This is a genomic window from Novimethylophilus kurashikiensis, assembly GCF_003112435.1.
GTDB classification, from domain to species: domain Bacteria; phylum Pseudomonadota; class Gammaproteobacteria; order Burkholderiales; family Methylophilaceae; genus Novimethylophilus; species Novimethylophilus kurashikiensis.
On record NZ_BDOQ01000002.1, the window covers coordinates 369,442 to 386,560 of the forward strand.

Annotated in this window: 13 protein-coding genes; 12 read left to right on the forward strand and 1 reads right to left on the reverse strand. The window is 57.1% G+C overall.

Features of this window, described 5'->3' with window-relative positions; translation table 11 throughout:
- The first annotated feature begins 9 nt into the window (after nt 1-9).
- From NMK_RS02975 to NMK_RS03015, 9 genes are all read left to right on the forward strand, one after another.
- On the forward strand, nt 10-2,196 hold the full coding sequence (locus tag NMK_RS02975) for a hybrid sensor histidine kinase/response regulator (protein ID WP_109014267.1): 2,187 nt from the start codon (nt 10-12) through the stop codon (nt 2,194-2,196).
- The gene (gene cheB / locus NMK_RS02980) at nt 2,193-3,299 is read left to right on the forward strand and encodes a chemotaxis-specific protein-glutamate methyltransferase CheB (RefSeq protein WP_109014268.1); all 1,107 of its coding nucleotides are present in this window, start codon (nt 2,193-2,195) and stop codon (nt 3,297-3,299) included. The genes NMK_RS02975 and cheB overlap by 4 nt, the downstream gene beginning before the upstream one ends.
- A complete protein-coding gene (locus tag NMK_RS02985; protein ID WP_109014269.1) occupies nt 3,296-6,592 on the forward strand; it encodes an EAL domain-containing protein in 3,297 nt (1,098 codons plus the stop codon). The genes cheB and NMK_RS02985 overlap by 4 nt, the downstream gene beginning before the upstream one ends.
- A 271-nt stretch (nt 6,593-6,863) precedes the next feature.
- Nucleotides 6,864-7,124 (forward strand): hypothetical protein, encoded by a 261-nt coding sequence (locus NMK_RS19015; RefSeq protein WP_146187124.1) that lies wholly within the window; start codon nt 6,864-6,866, stop codon nt 7,122-7,124.
- A 124-nt stretch (nt 7,125-7,248) separates the two neighbouring features.
- A complete protein-coding gene (locus tag NMK_RS02995) occupies nt 7,249-7,860 on the forward strand; it encodes a cytochrome c oxidase subunit 3 family protein (RefSeq protein WP_109014271.1) in 612 nt (203 codons plus the stop codon).
- A 155-nt stretch (nt 7,861-8,015) separates the two neighbouring features.
- A complete protein-coding gene (locus tag NMK_RS03000; protein ID WP_109014272.1) occupies nt 8,016-8,279 on the forward strand; it encodes a cytochrome C oxidase subunit IV family protein in 264 nt (87 codons plus the stop codon).
- Complete coding sequence (locus NMK_RS03005) at nt 8,276-9,091, forward strand: CbbQ/NirQ/NorQ/GpvN family protein (protein WP_370848363.1); 816 nt, start codon at nt 8,276-8,278, stop codon at nt 9,089-9,091. The genes NMK_RS03000 and NMK_RS03005 overlap by 4 nt, the downstream gene beginning before the upstream one ends.
- A 3-nt stretch (nt 9,092-9,094) precedes the next feature.
- Nucleotides 9,095-10,045 (forward strand): 4Fe-4S binding protein, encoded by a 951-nt coding sequence (locus NMK_RS03010; RefSeq protein WP_109014273.1) that lies wholly within the window; start codon nt 9,095-9,097, stop codon nt 10,043-10,045.
- A 1-nt stretch (nt 10,046) separates the two neighbouring features.
- Nucleotides 10,047-11,882, forward strand: a complete 1,836-nt coding sequence (locus tag NMK_RS03015) for a nitric oxide reductase activation protein NorD (RefSeq protein ID WP_109014274.1) — start codon at nt 10,047-10,049, stop codon at nt 11,880-11,882.
- Between the two features lie 21 nt (nt 11,883-11,903).
- On the opposite strand, the gene NMK_RS03020 is transcribed toward NMK_RS03015, so the two are convergent.
- A complete protein-coding gene (locus NMK_RS03020) occupies nt 11,904-12,767 on the reverse strand; it encodes a LysR family transcriptional regulator (RefSeq protein ID WP_109014275.1) in 864 nt (287 codons plus the stop codon).
- 132 nt (nt 12,768-12,899) lie between these two features.
- On the opposite strand from NMK_RS03020, the gene NMK_RS03025 reads away from it, so the two are divergent.
- The 3 genes from NMK_RS03025 to NMK_RS03035 are packed head-to-tail and all read left to right on the forward strand — an operon-like array spanning nt 12,900 to nt 17,099.
- Nucleotides 12,900-14,525 (forward strand): MFS transporter, encoded by a 1,626-nt coding sequence (locus tag NMK_RS03025; RefSeq protein WP_109014276.1) that lies wholly within the window; start codon nt 12,900-12,902, stop codon nt 14,523-14,525.
- Nucleotides 14,525-15,952, forward strand: coding sequence for an efflux transporter outer membrane subunit (locus NMK_RS03030; RefSeq protein WP_109014277.1), 1,428 nt, complete (start codon nt 14,525-14,527; stop codon nt 15,950-15,952). Before NMK_RS03025 ends, NMK_RS03030 begins: the two co-directional genes overlap by 1 nt.
- Entirely contained in the window at nt 15,942-17,099 is a 1,158-nt protein-coding gene (locus NMK_RS03035) for an HlyD family secretion protein (RefSeq protein WP_109014278.1), read from the forward strand. The genes NMK_RS03030 and NMK_RS03035 overlap by 11 nt, the downstream gene beginning before the upstream one ends.
- Nucleotides 17,100-17,119: the final 20 nt, after the last annotated feature.

The window sequence follows — 17,119 nt, forward strand, 5'->3', positions numbered from 1 at the left end:
GAGGCGGCTATGCCGGAAAAGGAAAGCGATTTTCTCGAACGCCTCAAGGCGACTTTCCGAGTCGAGGCGCAAGAGCACCTGGCGCAAATCTACGCTGGGTTGACAGCGCTGGAAGAACCCGGCGACGAGACGTTGCGTGCGCAATGGATCGAAACGATATTTCGCGAAGCGCATAGTCTGAAGGGGGCTGCGGCTTCGGTGGGTTATCCCGAGATTCAGAATGTTTGCCATCAGATCGAATCAACGTTCGCCTCTCTCAAGCGCAAGGAGTCGTCCCTAACGCCGCAGATACTCGATCAATTGCACGTTTCGGTGGATCGCATTGGCACATTGCTGGAGGCCGAGACCGGAATCCCATCTGCATCTGTTTCTGCGACCGAAAGTGTATCCGTCGATTCCGTCCTCCCGCAGAACAGGCCCGTCGAGGCTACAGCTGCTCCTCGCGTGTTGTCTCCAACCCTGCGTATTTCGGCCGAAAAACTCGATGCTGTGTTTCTCAAGGCCGAGGAAATGCTTGCCGCCAAGCTGATGGCGCAGCACCGCAAACAGGAACTCTCGGCGCTACGAATCCAGGTCGATGCCTGGAACAAGACGTGGAGCAATCTCAGCGGACGCTATCCCGGATTGCAGGCTGAAGATCATCGTGAACCGGGATGGCGCGAGTTGCTGCAGGATCACACGGCTTTCATGAAGCAGTTATTGCAGGACGTCGCGCGACTCGATAAAGCGGCTGAATTGGACTTGCGTGCTTTGGGCCGGATGACGGGCGATTTGCTCGACGACATGAAGTCTGCGTTGCTGATGCCGTTTTCGGTATTGCTGGAAAGCTTTCCCAAGCTGGTGCGCGATTTGGCCCGCGGGCAGGGGAAAGAAATCGACTTTCAGATGCGTGGAGGAGAATTGCAGGTCGATCGCCGTATTCTCGAGGAGATCAAGGATGCGCTTGTGCACCTGCTGCGCAACAGTGTAGATCACGGCATCGAGTTGCCCAGCCTGCGAACGGGAAAAGGTAAGCCCAAGCGGGGGAATATTAGCCTGGTGCTTTCGCCTCTTGGCGGAGAACGCGTCGAAATTTGTATCCAGGACGACGGCGGCGGGGTGAATGTCGACCAGGTGAAATCCGCCGTCAGCCGACTCGGATTGATTGACCAGGCGTTGCTGGAAAAAATGACGGACGAGCAGGCGCTGGACTTGTTGTTTCTATCCGGCTTGACTACCAGCCCGGTGGTGACGGCGGTCTCCGGACGCGGTTTAGGCCTAGCCATCGTACGCGAAAAGGTCGAAAAACTGGGCGGAAGCCTGCAAGTCGAGTCTCGTCTCGATGTCGGCACCCGTTTTCGCTTGCAACTCCCCAATACCTTGGCCAATTATCGCGGCATCCTCGTCAACGTAGGACCGCATTGCTTCGTGTTGCCGACGCGGCATGTGCAACGTTCAGTGCGCGTTCCTAGAACTGACGTCGAATTCCTGGAAGGAATGCAAACCCTGCGCATCGACGGTGACGCCGTCCCCATCATCAGCCTCGCTGTGACCTTGGGGCTGGATACGCCGGCGATCGATGACGATTTCGTCAAGGCCGTCGTACTGGGTGAGGGGGATAAAAAAATCGCATTTTCCGTCGATGCTGTCCTGCACGAGCAGGAGGTGTTGGTGAAAAGCCTGGGCAAACAGCTGGTGCGCGTGCCCAACATTGAAGCTGCGACGATCCTGGGCTCGGGAAAAGTCGTGCCCATCCTGCATGTACCTGATTTATTGAAATCGGCTTTGCATCCCATGCCAGTGATACAGCATAAATTTCAGCCCGCCCAATCACCTCCTGCCGCACCTAAACGTGTGCTGGTAGCGGAAGACTCGATCACTGCACGCAGCGTGTTGCAGAGCTTGCTGGAAATGGGTGGTTACCAGGTGACGACAGCCGTGGATGGCGCGGATGCCTGGGAAAAGCTCAAGGGCGGGCATTTCGACATTGTCGTGACAGATGTCGAAATGCCTCACATGGATGGCATTGACCTAACCGAGCGCATTCGTCGCGATAGTCGTTTTGCCCATATCCCGGTCGTGCTCGTCACAAGCCTGGAGTCGCAGCAGGATAGGCAGCGCGGTATGACGGCCGGGGCCAATGCCTATATCGTCAAAAGAAGCTTCGAGCAAAGCGATTTGCTTGGGACGATTGCTCAGTTGGTGCCGTTGTCATGAACGCCCAAGCGCGCAGTACCGGCCATAAATCTCCCATCAAGGTCTTGGTGGTGGACGATTCGCCTACGGTAAGGGAGTTCCTGGCCTACCTGTTCGCCTCAGACCCAGGATTTCAGGTCGTCGGTACGGCCGCTAATGGAGAAGAAGCCGTGGCGGCGGTCAAAAATAAAAAGCCGGATGTCGTGACGATGGACATTCATATGCCGCGAATGGATGGCTATGCCGCGGCGAGGGCCATCATGGAAACCAATCCGGTGCCCATCGTCATCGTGACCGGCAGCTTGTCCGAGGACGAACTCCGGTCGCCCCTGGCTGCGTTGGAAGCGGGGGCAGTCGCCGTCGTCAGGCGGCCTGCCAATTTTCATTTGGCGGATCAGGCGGAATGCATCCGGGCGTTGATGCAGACGGTCAAGCTCATGTCCGAGGTCAAGGTAGTGCGGCGCTGGGGAAGCCATCCACAGGCTAAGTCGATGACGGAACCACATGTCGATGTTAGCGTTCAGCGCGATATCAAATTAATCGCGATAGGTGCTTCTACCGGAGGCCCGCTGGTGCTGCGGCAAATTCTTTCCCAACTTCCCAAGCCTTATCCCATCCCCATCGTTGCCGTGCAGCACATTACCGAGGGATTTGTAGGCGGGTTTGCTGAATGGCTGTCCGGAGCTTCCGGATTTCCTTGCAGGCTTGCCGAGGATGGAGAGTCGATTCTTCCCGGCTGCATCTATCTCGCCCCGGACGGCAAGCACATGACGGTGAGCCGGCAAGGGCGAGTGGTTTTGATCGATAGCGAGGCCGAGCATGGACACGTCCCTTCTGTGTCGTGTCTGTTTCGTTCTGTGGCGGAAGCCTATGGCGCCCATGCAGTGGGCGTGTTGTTGACCGGAATGGGCCAGGACGGGGCGGCGGAGCTTGGCAGCATGAAAGACCGCGGTGCGCTGACTGTTGCCCAGGATCAATCGAGTTCGGTCGTTTATGGAATGCCGGGGGAAGCGGTCAGGCTGGGTGCGGCAAGCCAGGTGCTTTCCCCGGAAAAAATCGCTGCGGCATTAGCTGCGCTTGTATATAGCGAAAGCCTTAGCCATGGCAAAGAGGGAGTGACATGATGCAGAACACGAACAACAACCCGCCGACGGAAATCCTGCTTGCCGAGGATAGTCCGACGCAAGCTCAAAAACTCCGCTACCTGCTAGAGCAGAACGGCTATCACGTCACGGCGGCGGCTAATGGAAAGCTTGCCTTGGAAGCGCTTGCCAGGGGCACGCCGCAACTCATCATCAGCGATGTGATGATGCCAGAGATGGATGGCTATCAGCTTTGCAAGGCAGTTAAGAGCAATAGCGATACGGCTCATATCCCGGTCATGCTGGTGACCGGCATGGCGGATGTGCGCGATGTGATGAAGGGGCTGGAATGCGGCGCGGATCACTTTATCCGCAAGCCCTACGACGAAAAATACCTGTTATCTCATATTGACTACCTGCTGATGAACCGGCGTATGCGTAAAGGGCAGGCGGTGCAGATGGGGATTGAGATTTACCTGCTGGGGCAGCGGCATTTCATTACTGTGGAACGACAGCAAATCCTCGATTTGCTGATTTCCATCTACGAAGAAGCTATCCGCATGAACGATGAGCTGACGCAGCAGCAACAGCGGCTCGAGCATTCCCATCAATCGCTGAACGGCTTGTACCAGATTGCAGACGGTTTGAATCATGCGACCAGCGAGCAGGAAGTCGTCGAGAATGCCGTGGAAAAAGCGCTGGAAATGCCAGGCGTACAAGCATGCTGGATATGGCTGCGAGATGGAGAGGCGGGATTTCGCCTGGCGGGGGCGCGCCATATCATGCTGCCGGAGTTCTGCCATGTATCGGAAAACGGCTGCCATTGCCAACGGCGTTTGCTGACTGGCGAATTGAATGAAGCTACCAATATCCTGGATTGTGAACGGCTCAAGCAGCTCGATCCGGTTCAACATGCTGCCCATGTCAGCATTCCGCTCGGTACGCCGGATGAGATGCTGGGCATCATGAATCTGTCCGGGTACGGCGGCAAGGTGTTCAACGAAGACGAGCTCAAGATCGCTAACGGCATCGGCAAACAGGTCAATATTGCCCTCAACCGAGCCCACTTGCATACCCAACTTGAACGCCTGGTGGAACAGCGTACCGCTGCCTTGCTGCAAACTCAGGGAAAGCTCGACAGCATCCTCGCGTCCATGGAGGACGTGGTCTACTCAGCCTCGGCCAAGCCGCCCCACGAGTTGCTATTCCTTAATCGTGCGGCCGAGACGATGTACGGTAAGCCCATGGAGATCCTCACTGCCGCCTCCCATGTCTGGCTGGAGAATGTTTATCCCGAAGACCGTGCTAATGCCTTGGCCAGCCTCGAAACTGTGCTGCACCAAGGCAGTTCCGATATCGTGTACCGCATCTTGCGCGGCGACGGTGAAATCAGGTGGCTGCGTGATCGCACTCATCTGGTCAGCGATGATGCAGGGCAGCCATTGCGGTTGGATGGCATTATCGAGGACATCACCGAGCGCAAGATGCAGGAAGAGAGGATCCTGCGGCTGAACCGGGTCTATGCGGTGCTGAGCGGCATCAATATGGCGATCGTGCATATCGGCGAGCGTAGGACATTATTGAAAACCGCTTGCGACATTGCCACCAAAGACGGTGGCTTCAAGCTGGCCTGGATCGGGCAAATCGATACAGAAGCTGGCATCGTCGTACCTAAGGAGCAATCGGGCGTTGAACACGGATATCTCGATGCGTTGGCAATTTCCCTCGACCCCCAATCGCCGCATGGACAGGGCCCTGTGGCACGGGCGTTACGAGAAGGGCGCCCCGTCATCTGCAACGATATTCGCAATGACCTTGCGATGATGAATTGGCGAGCCTTGGCGGATCGCGAGGGATTCAGATCCCTTGCGGCTTTTCCTATTGAAGTCGATGGTCGTATCGATAGCGTATTCACCTTGTATTCAGCCGAGCCTGGGTTCTTCGATCAGGACGAGATCAAGCTGTTGAAGGAAATGGTAGGTGATGTCGGGTATGCCCTGAGCAATATCCAAAAGGGCGAAATGCTGAGTTACCTGGCCTCCTACGATGGTGTATCCGGCTTGCCCAACCGTTCGCTATTGCAGGATAGGCTGCGTCTGGCGCTGGCTCAGGCGAGCCGCAACGGAGATATGGTGGCAGTCCTGTTCATCGACCTCGACCGTTTCAAGAACGTCAACGATAGCCTGGGACATAACATCGGCGACATGCTGCTGAAAGAAACGGGCGAACGTCTCAAGGGATGTGTGAGGGAAATCGATACTGTATCTCGCATGGGAGGTGATGAGTTCGCCGTGTTGATGACCGATATCAAGCGTCCAAAGGAGGTTACCGTCACGGCTCAGCAAATACTCGAAGCCGTTGCCCGACTCTACACCGTCGATGAATACGAGTTGTTTCTCACGGCGAGTATCGGTATCAGCTTGTTCCCGCGTGACGGACTGGACGAGCATTTACTGCTCAAGAACGCAGATACTGCCATGTACCGTGCCAAAAATGCCGGTAAGAATCGTTTTGAATTCTTTACCAGCAGCATGACGGAAACCGCTATGCGCAGGATGGAACTGGAGAGTCAATTACGGCAGGCGCTGGAACGGCAGGAGTTCTTGCTGTATTACCAGCCCCAGGCCGATCTCAAGACCGGACAATTGATCGGGTTGGAGGTGTTGCTGCGTTGGCAGCATCCGAAGCTTGGCGTCATCTCTCCCGGTGAATTTATTCCTATCCTTGAAGAAACCGGACTGATCGTTCCCATTGGTGAATGGATCCTGAAGACTGCGTGCCAGCAGACTACTCAATGGTCCGAATTAGGACTGCCGCAGCTTCGTATCGCCGTCAATCTTTCCGCCAGGCAGTTCGATCGGCAGGACTTGGGACAAGTGGTGGGGAGTATCCTCGCCGAAACCGGCTTCGATCCGCAGCAGTTGGAGCTTGAACTCACCGAGAGTATCTTCATCGAAGCATCGCAAAATACGCTGGATATCCTCAATGAGTTTCGACGGATGGGAATACGTCTGGCCGTCGATGATTTCGGTACGGGCTATTCGTCTCTCAGCTACCTGCGCCGGTTTCCCGTTACTGCAGTCAAGATCGACCAGTCATTTGTTTTTAGCGTGACGAACGACCCGGATGCTGCGGCGCTGGTGAGGTCTATCATCAGCATGGCACATGAACTGCGACTCAACGTGATCGCGGAAGGGGTGGAAACAGAAGCCCAACTGGAATTCCTGGCTCAACATCGCTGCGATGAAATCCAGGGCTTCCACTTGAGCAAGCCGTTACCGGCCGAATCGTGCCTTGCGTGGATGAAAAGTTTTACCGAGAAAACGAGTTCTTAGAGCCTCTTAGGCAATATGCACGGACCTTCGCGCACACTTGTCAAGACAAGTTGTGCACACTACTTGAGAACTTACTTTAAGTTCTAACGCAAATTTACCGTTATTCCTGGGTATTTGATTAAGTTATTGATAATAAATAATAAAATTGGATTGTTTAATTTTTGATCTAGCTTGGAAAAGCGCAATTGCAAGAATGAGTTACAAACTTATGACGAGCTTGTTCACAAACTTATCCACAGGTTCTGTGGATGAATAAGGACGAGAGAACACCATGTTTGTAAGTCATTTGTCTAGCGCCTTTCCCGGTTCGGATGGCCTTGGGATAGCCCCGGACCGCCGCCTGATCCATCATCCTCATCACATATTGGCCGGAAATTCTGAAATCGGTGGTCAGAACCTTGATGTGCCGGCCATTGACCAGAGCATCACTGATGAAATCCATCGGCCAGATCTGGTTCTGACCAGCCGGCAATTCAAAGGCCTGCCGTTCGACGGCAACGCCATGTCGCTTCTTGCGGCAACGGACGGCTAGGCTGACATCCCGGTTATCACCGACGCTAAACGCAATTCTCACGCCAACTCCAATTGACGCAAATCAAGGACTCGCAACACCAACCCCCATAATATGAGGCCATATCATTAACGAGTAGCCTCTCATGAACTTATGCACCTTAGCTATACAGCAGTTTGAGCCAGAGCCAGCCCAGCCTGCTGATGGTGCGTTGCCGGGCGACCTTGCTATCTGGATTTTCATCCTCGCCGAGATGCTGGCTTTCGGCGTGTTGTTTGTCGTGTATGCCTTTACCCGCGTCCACAATGTCGAGTTGTTCAACGAGTCCCAGCTTACGTTGAGCCGGACTTCGGGGGCGATCAATACGTTGGCGTTGATTACGAGCAGTTATTGCGTGGTGCGGGCGGTTTCGGCGATCAGGCGGGGGGCTTCGCAGGGTTGCGCGAACTGGCTTATCGGCGCGCTGCTGTTGGGTGGGGTGTTTGTTGCGATCAAGATGATGGAGTTTCATGCCAAGTTCGCGGCGGGCATCACGCTCAGCACCAACACCTTCTACATGTTCTACCTGGCGCTGACATTCTTCCACTTCATGCACGTGCTGATGGGCATGGTGATCCTGGCTTGCGTCATTCTGAAGGCGCGGCGCGGCGGGTATAGCAGGCATGACTATGTGGGGGTGGAAACCGGGGCTTCGTTCTGGCACATGGTCGATCTGTTGTGGATCATTCTTTTTCCGCTTGTTTACATCATTCATTAAGGAAGCCCTGAACAAATGAGCGAGCGGGATAAAGCGCAAGGCGCACGGAGCGCAATGATCGAGACATATCAATTGGATAGGCGAGGGAATGAGCACCGCGCAACACAGCGATTTGCCCGCGCAGCCATTTGTTCAGGGCTTCCGAGGGGGATGAAATGAAGACGGATACATTCTCTACCTTCATCTGGCTGGCGCTCGTCGGACTCACCATCACGACTTGGCGTATCGGCGAAACCGGGCTGGCGGGCAAGGGGGCGATGCTGGCGTTGCTGGTCATCGCGCTCATCAAGGGCCAGATGGTGGCGAACTATTTCATGGGGGTGCGTCATGCGTATTGGGGCTGGCGGGCGCTCGTTCTCGTTTATTTCATATTGGTCGGCGGGCTGATTGCCGCGGCTTATCTCATGGGGGTGCAATGATGTCTGCGGTGACCAATCTCAAGGAAACGGCGGAAGCGATTCCGTTTTACAAACCCAACGGCAGCGAGGTGGAGCTGTTCGAGCGTGCCTGGCGCAATACGCTGCCGCTGCTCATCAAGGGGCCGACGGGCTGCGGCAAGACGCGCTTCGTCGCGCACATGGCGGCACGGCTCGGCCTTCCGCTCTACACCGTGGCCTGCCATGACGACCTGACGGCGGCCGATCTCGTCGGGCGGCACCTCATCGCCAACGGCGAAACTGTGTGGTGTGACGGGCCGTTGACGCGTGCAGTGCGCGAGGGCGGCATCTGCTACCTGGACGAAGTGGTGGAGGCGCGCAAGGACACGACCGTGGTGCTGCACCCGCTCGCCGACGACCGCCGCATTTTGCCCATCGACCGCACTGGAGAGCTGCTGGAGGCGCATCCGTCCTTCATGCTCGTGGTGTCCTACAACCCCGGCTACCAGAATTTCCTCAAGGGGATGAAGCCGTCCACGCGGCAGCGCTTCGTTTCGCTGAGCTTCGATTTTCCCGCTACGCTGCAGGAAGAAGCTATCCTCATGGGCGAAACCGGCATCGATCCCATGACAGCCAAGCGGCTGGTCTCTATCGCCCAGGCCTTCCGCGCCTTGCGCGACCACGACCTCGAGGAAGTCGCCAGCACGCGGCTCCTGGTCTACGCCGCTACGCTCATCAAGGACGGCTGCGAGCCAGCCTTAGCTTGCCATGCCGCGCTGGTCGAGACGCTGACCGACGATCCGGATACGGCGGCGGCGCTGGATGAAGTGATCGAAGCCACGTTCGGCCGTTAAATCATGGGCAATTTGCAGGCAACGCGGCGCTGGGTGCAGGGCGGGTTCTTCGTCCTGTTCGTGCTCGCGCCCGTGTTCGACCTGTTCCGGCTAGACATCGTGCAGGGTCATTTCGTCATCTTCGGGCTGGATTGGACGCTCGGGCTCGATGCGCTGCTGGCGCACCAGATCACGCCGCTGCAAGCCGCGCTCAATATTTTCCTGCGCGGCTTCGTGCCGGTTGCCTTGTTGGTGGGTACCGTCATCCTCGTCTCGCTCAAATACGGCCGGCTCTACTGCGGCTGGCTGTGCCCGCATTTTTCAGTCGTGGAGACCCTCAACCAGCTCATGCGCCGCGCTATCGGCAAACATAGCGTGTGGGATGGCGAAACGCTGCCGACGCAGGACAAAGGCGCTGCGCCAATCAGGCAGCACAAGGCCTGGTTATTGGTGCTGCTGCCGCTCGCAGCGATGTTCGCTTTCTTCTGGGCGACGGTCTTGCTGACCTATCTGCTGCCGCCGATGGAAATCTACGCCAACCTCTGGCACGGCACGCTGACGCGCAACCAAACACTATTCATAGGCGTGGGGATGGCCCTGTTCTTTGCCGAATTCATGCTCGCCCGCCATTTGTTCTGCCGCTTCGGCTGCGCGGCTGGGCTGTTCCAGAGCCTGGCCTGGATGGCGAACCGGCAAGCCATGGTGGTGAGCTTCGACCGCAGCCGCGCCAGGGCCTGCCACGATTGCACCAACGCCTGCGACAACGCCTGCCCGATGCGGCTCAAGCCCCGCACCATCAAGCGCCACATGTTTTCCTGTACCCAGTGCGCAAGCTGCATCAGTGCCTGCCATATCGCACAAAACGGGCAGTCGCTGCTCGAATGGCAAGCGGGAGAGGCGGCGCTGGATAAGGCAGACCGGTCCACTGCAAGAACTCGCCGCTCGCGAGTGATCCCCATTTTGAAAGTGAACTGACATGGAAGAGCACGTAGGCAAACTCTGGCACAAACTGGTGACCCGCGCGGCGAATAGGCGCCATGCCGAAGCGGTTGTCTCGCTGGATGAGATCGGCAAGACTGCTGGTGTGTTTTTCCGTGCCCTAGGCGGCGATGGCGGACTTAATCTTTCTGCGGCACCCTCTACACGCCACGGTGCGCGGCGTCGCTGGCTGGAACGCCTTGCGGCGAGCGGGGAGAAGGTCGAACTGTGCTGGCGCGACGGCGAGACGCTCAGACTGCCTGAACGCATCGATTTGTTCGCCGAGCGCAGCCTTAACCGCGACCTTTACCTCTGGCTGGTTGCCCTTTCTGCGGCAGAGATCGACGAAAGCCAGCCGTGGATCGTCCGCAACCAGCAGGCGACGCAACAGACATTGCAACGCTTCCCTGGTCTTAAGACACGCTATCAACGTCTGGTCGAAGCGTTCCTGAAATTGCGCCGTCTGCCGACAATTTTGCCGGAGGACGAGGCCGCGCAGGAACATGCCATCCGCGCCGCCTTGCTGAAACCGGGCTCAGTCGATGATTTACCGTCTGCACGGCGACCGTTTCAACCGGTGCCGCTATGGCTGCATCCGAATCCGCCGCTCGCCAAAACCGGCAAGACGGCAGCCGGGGAGGGCGCACCGGAGCGCGAGTCGGCATCAAAGGAAACGGCGCAGAGCCGCCGCAAGCTCGTGGCAGAGCGCGAAGAGATGCCCGATGGCAAGGACGGGTTTCTCATGCTGTTCCGCGCCGAGAGCCTGTTTTCGTGGACGGAATACATCAAGGTCAACCGTCCACAGGACGAGGAAGAGCATGCTGACAATGCGGCCCGTGCCGCGGAAGACATGGACAGTCTTACCGTCGCTCGCGACGCTCAAACGAGTGCGGCACGATTGCGCTTTGATCTCGATTTGCCAGCAGCCGCGGAGGATGACGCCGTGCTGGGCGAAGGCATTTCCTTGCCCGAGTGGGATTGGAAAAAGCGGGTGCTTCAACCCGATTATTGCCGCTTGCAGGAAATGGTCGCACGACAGGCCGCACCGTGCGAGTTGCCGCAGCCGCTGCGTCGTACTGCACGCCGTCTGCGCAGCCAATTCCAGGCGCTGGCTCCAACAAAGCAATGGCTCAGGATGCAACCGGAAGGTGAGGAAATCGACCTCGACGCGTGGCTGCTGCACGAGACCGATCGCCTGGCCGGATTAGGCGGTGGGGAACGCGGGCTGTATCGGGCGCATATCGACCGCCAGCGCGACCTGGCCTGTTTGCTGCTGGCCGATTTGTCCTTGTCTACGGATGCTTATGCTTCCAACGATGCACGGGTGATCGACGTCATTCGCGACAGCCTGTTTCTGTTCTCGGAGGCGCTTTCTGCTACGGGCGACCGCTTCGCGCTTTACGGCTTTTCCTCGCTCAAGCGCAGCCACGTGCGTTTTCACCGTCTCAAGAGCTTCGACGAACGCTACGACGGCCAAACGCGGGGCCGCATCACCGCCATTAAACCCGGCTATTACACCCGCATGGGCGCCGCCATTCGGCAGGGTTCGAAACTGCTTGCGGAGCAGCCCAACAGCCAGCGTCTGTTGTTGCTGCTCACCGACGGCAAACCCAACGATCTTGACCGCTACGAAGGCCGCTATGGCATCGAAGACACGCGCGAGGCGATTCGTGAGGCCCGTGCGCTGGGATTGCGACCTTTTTGCGTAACGATAGATCGAGAGGCTAACGACTATCTGCCGCACCTGTTCGGCCCAAGCGGCTATGCGCTTATTCGCAAGCCTGAAGATCTGCCGAAAGAACTGCCCTTGCTGTACGCCCAAATGACACACTGAGGCGTCTTCGGGTCGCGTAAGCTACTTATCCCAGCTAAACCGCTGCGACCAGTCGAATTCCTTCTCCACGACGGTTTTAAGAATGGGCAGCAAATCCTCCATCAGTTCCCGATCCTGGTTGCGCGGGTAAACCACGTAGGCGGGATATGAAAATTCAGGGACATCCTTGACACGCTCCAGCGAACCCTCGTCCAGATAGCTTTGCACCACGCGGGTACGAAAATATCCGCTACCGCCGTTTTCAAGGAGATAGGGTAGCGCCAGCGGCCCCAGGTTGACGGAGAGTCCGGCTCGCGACAGTTGGGGCAGGGCCGCGTGATGCTGGGCGATGAACTCGTCTCCCCAGTCGATCAGCACATAGGGCTCGGCGCCTTTGGCAGAGCGCACCATGACCAGCTTTTCCTCGCAGATTTGTTCGACCTGCATGCCCATCCAGTATTCGGGCAAATGGACGATGGCAGCGCTCATGACGCCGCGTTCCAGCTTTTGATGCAATGAGGCAGGCTCGCCGACTTCCACGCGCAAGGCCAACTCCGGTTTCTGCGCGCGCAGTTCCTTCATCCAGCTCAGCAATAGCGGGTTCCATAAGCTGATTTCGCCGCCGATGGTGATGATGCGTTCGGTACCTGTAGGCAAGGGCAAATCGCGCCGCGCTGCATCCCACGATTCGACGAGCTGGCTCGCATACATTACAAAGCGCTTGCCGTTATCGCTCAGCTTGGCTCCGCCTTTGTTGCGAATGAACAACCGACAACCTAAAAGAGACTCTAATGAATGAATGCGTGCCGTGACGGTGGTTTGGGTCACGTGAAGGTTTTGCGATGCCGCGATAAAGCTGCCAGTTCTGACGATTTCCAGGAAAGTACGCGCGAGGTTGATATCCATTTAATATCAAAATAATTGAATTTAAATAGCATTATATTTCATTATTTTTATTTCTACCGTCTATCTATACTGGCCGTCTTTGTTTAACGGTTGAGTTTGTAGCTCTGCCGCAATAAAACGGCAGAGGCGGGTATGAAAACGGCAGTTTTGGATGCAGGACGATGGACCTTGGGTTGGGCAGCCTGTTCGCGCGAGCTGTCGCCGCTACATTTCATCTTGCTCAACCTGGTGCTGGGGGTCGGGCACTTCGTCAGTATCCTGAGCGCCGGCGCTTATCTACCTATGCTGCCCTATGTGGCCGGAAGCATCGGCGAGGGGCTCGCGTATGCGGTCTGGGGGCAGAGTAATTATTTCATCGCCATGGGCGCCGCATTTCTCTTGGCGCGCCCCTTGATGGCACGGCTCGGCGCTCGCGATGCGGCCATTTCCGCCTATGTATTGTTCGCTTTCGCCAGCCTGCTTGTCTTACTGTCCACTCGCTACTACCCGATATTCACCTTTGCCCGGACGTTGCAGGGGCTGGCCGCCGGGTTGAGCCTGTCGCCATCGCTGGCGTTACTGCTCGATCAATACAAGAAATCCCACCAGAAAGTGGCTGTCTCGCTATGGAGCCTGGCCGTGTTTGCGCCGTTTTCCATCGGCCCGGCGTTAGGCGGTTTTTTTGCCTACAAGCTCGGGGACTGGCGTTGGTTGTTCGTTGTTTCGTTTGCGGCAAGCCTGTGCGTGGCTGTCTTTTTATGGGCGTTGACGGAACGGCCTGAGGCGCAAAAGATGAGCGAAGTTCCTCCATTAGCTGGGCCGTGGCGCTCGTTCCTGTTGTTCGGCGGCGCTGCCATTGCACTGCAGGAGTTCTTCGATGTCGGCTTGATCAGCGACATGACCAGCAATGAATATGGTTTGTGGTGGATCGGCTCGCTTTTTGTGCTGTTCGCGACGTTGTTCTGTATTCACAACCGCCACGCCACGCATCCCATCCTGAAAACCGCCATTTTCCGCTACCCCAATTTTCGCCTTGGCTTCGTCATCCTATGCTTGGCTTTCATCGGCTTGCAGAGCTCCATCGTGCAGTACCTCATTCGCCTTCAAACCGTGGAAGGTTTTACGGCATGGCACGCGGGGCTGCTATTTCTACCGCTGTTTGCCTTTTCCAAACCGCTTAATCTCTGGGCGCAGCACCTCTTGCATCGCGGTTACGATCCGCGATTGTTGGCGACAGTGGCATTCGTGGGCCTGGCAGCCAGCTTTTGGTGGATGAGTCTTTATGCGCGTCCTGCTACATGGGAAACCTTGCTGTGGCCGCAGTTCCTTGAGGGCGCGGCCCTTGGGTTGTTGTTCATCTCGCTCAACCACATCGCCTTGAGCAACGTACCCGATGCCGAACAACTGCACGGCATCGATGTGCTCAATGCCTTCAGAAACATGGCTGCGGGGCTGGCGATCACCATCTCGGACATTACCTGGGACCATTACCTGGCCCGACATCGCAATTACCTCAATGGCCCGGATGCCGCGCTAAGCCAGAACTATTTCGATGCAGTCCTGCAAAGCGGCGATATGCCAGCGGCAGCGATCCGGCACGAAATGCATGCCCAGGCTAGTTTGCAAAGCGGCCTGCTCAATCTCAACGCGATGTTTCATTTCCTGGGGATGTACTTCCTGGCTCTGGCTGCAATGGTCTGGCTGGTCCGCTCGCGCCATATCCTCCACAAGGACAAGAAACTGGAGCAGATCGTGGAAAGCCTGGGGGAGGAGCCCTGATGCGAATAATACGGATCGTTTTTCTGTGGCCGGTTGTGATGCTCGCCGCTTGTGCGCCTGCCTTGAAAGAAGCTCCGCCGCAAATCGGCGAGATCCAGGTGCCGTCACCATTGGTGCGTGGTAATCCGGCGGTAACGCCGGTTTCCAAGCTTGATATGCACGAGTGGTGGTCGATATTCGACGATCCGCAACTGAACAAGCTGCTGGAAATCGGCATACGCGATAACCCAGGGCTCGCCGAGGCCAAGGCCAGGATCGGCGAGGCGCAAGCGCAGATTGTGATGGCGGGCGCGAAACAGCTGCCGCATCTCGATACGGCCGACGACATGACGCGCATGCATCGCTCCGACAACGGCGACCACGCCATCTACAACGGCAAGACCTATACCGTCGCCAACATCAATCCGCTGATGCTGAGCTATCGCATCGACCTATTCGGCCAGGAGCAGGAAAACGTGGACATGGCCCAGGCCGGGACCGAGGCCGCGCGCGCTAGCTACAAGGAGAGCCAACTCCTGCTGAGAGCGGCCATCATCAAAACCTACTTCGCCCTCAAGACGGCAGGATGGATGTTGAACAAGCAGGATGAGGTGATTCACCTTGCCGAAGCCGGGCATGCCGTCATGCGTGCGGCTTATCGGGCGGGCTTGGAATCCTCTTCGCGGGCGATTGCCCAGAATGCCTCGATTGCCGGGGAAAAAGCCAAATTGTCGGCTTTGCGCCAGCGACAGCAGGCTTTGCATTTCGCGCTGGCGGCCTTGCTGGGAAAGGGGCCTGATTACGACGCAGAGATCAACGCCATCGCACCCGGCCTGCCGCCGACATTGCCCGTGCCGGAAAACCTCGGTCTCGACACGCTCTCGCAACGGCCTGACATCGAGCGTGCGCTATGGCAAGTCAAATACTTCCTGCATGCAGAAATCTCCGCGCAAAAAGCGTTTTATCCCAACATCAATCTCCGCGCTTTGATCGGGCTCAACAGCATCGGGCTCAACAGTTTGCTTTCGACAGGCAGCGCGACTTATGCGATCGGCCCGGCGGTAAGCCTGCCCATATTCGACGGAGGTACGTTGAAAGGCCGTTTCGCTGCAAACGCCGCCGCCTACGAAGCCTCCATCTACGCCTATAACCAAGCTGTTTTTACGGCCGCACGACAAGTCGCCACGGGACTGGCGGATATGGACAACACCCGGCAGATGCTCGCCGACAAGGAGGAGGCCTTGAGCCAGATGCAGGCCTATGCACGTGTCGCCGCCGCCGAGTATCGGGCCGGACTTAACGATCAATCAGCAGAAATAGGAGCAACAACCAAATTGAATCAAGCTGAAATGAGCCTCATGGAAACGAGGCTGCAATGGCTGGCGGCCATGACGGATCTTGCCACATCACTGGGCGGTGAATTCCAGGGAGTAGCGGATGTCCGATAACAAGGTCAGGACGCGGTATCACCGCTTGCGCTATGCCTGGGCGCTGATGGCGGTGGCAGGTGTCGGCAGCTTGTCATACTGGTATTTGTTCTTGCGGCCGCATGTAGTGTGCGACGACGCCTACGTGATGGGCAACATCATTCCCGTCCAGGCGCTTGTGCCGGGAATCGTGGTCAAGGTGAACGTCGATAATTCGATGTACGTGGAAGCAGGCCAGCCCTTGCTCAGCCAGGAATTGCACCTGATGACGGAGCAACTGGAAAAATCCGCCGCCAACCTGGCTGAGGCTGTGCGCAAGACGCGCAGCCAGTTTTCCGAAGTGCAGCAAACCGAAGCCGAATTGGCCAGCCTCAAGGCGCAGAGGGCCAAGATCGCCGACGATCTCGCGCGCTATCGCCAAGCAGAAGCGGAGGGTGCCATCGCCGGTCAGAAGGTGGCGGATGCCGTGGCCGACCTCGCCATCCTGGATCAGCAAATCCTCGCGGCAGAGGCAAAAACAGGCAAGTCGCGCGCGCTGGTCGCCAATACCACGGTGCAAAACAATCCGTGGGTATTGAAGGAAAAGGCCGAATACGTCGCGAGCTACATCCAATGCCACCGAACCACGTTGCGATCTCCTGTCAGCGGCTATGTGGCCAATCGGCGCGTCCAAACTGGCCAAAACCTGACGCCCGGCCAGTTGCTCATGAATGTTGTACCGCTCAAGGATTTATGGGTCACCGCCAATATCAAGGAGACGGACATGAAAAACGTCTCTCCCGGGCAGGATGCACTGATTACCGCTCATATCTACGACCAGGAAGTGACGTACCACGGTAAGGTGCTAGGGATTGAACCTGCCGGCGGTAGCACGTTCAGCCTGTTCCCTCCAGACAATTCCACCGGCAATTACATCCATATCGTCGAGCGCGTGCCGGTCCGTATCAGCATCGATTCCAAGGAATTGACGGCACATCCGCTACGGCCCGGGATGTCGGTTACTGTGGAAATCCAACATTCGGAAAACAATCGGCAGCCCCATTTGCTGGCCTCCGCTGTAAACACTGACACTGAATCGAATCGGACGTCAGTCTACGAGCGAGAGCTAAGCGAGGCGCTCAGCCAGGCGGACAACATCATTCGTCTCAACGCATCGAAAGCCTTTTGAAATCCAAGTACTCATTACAG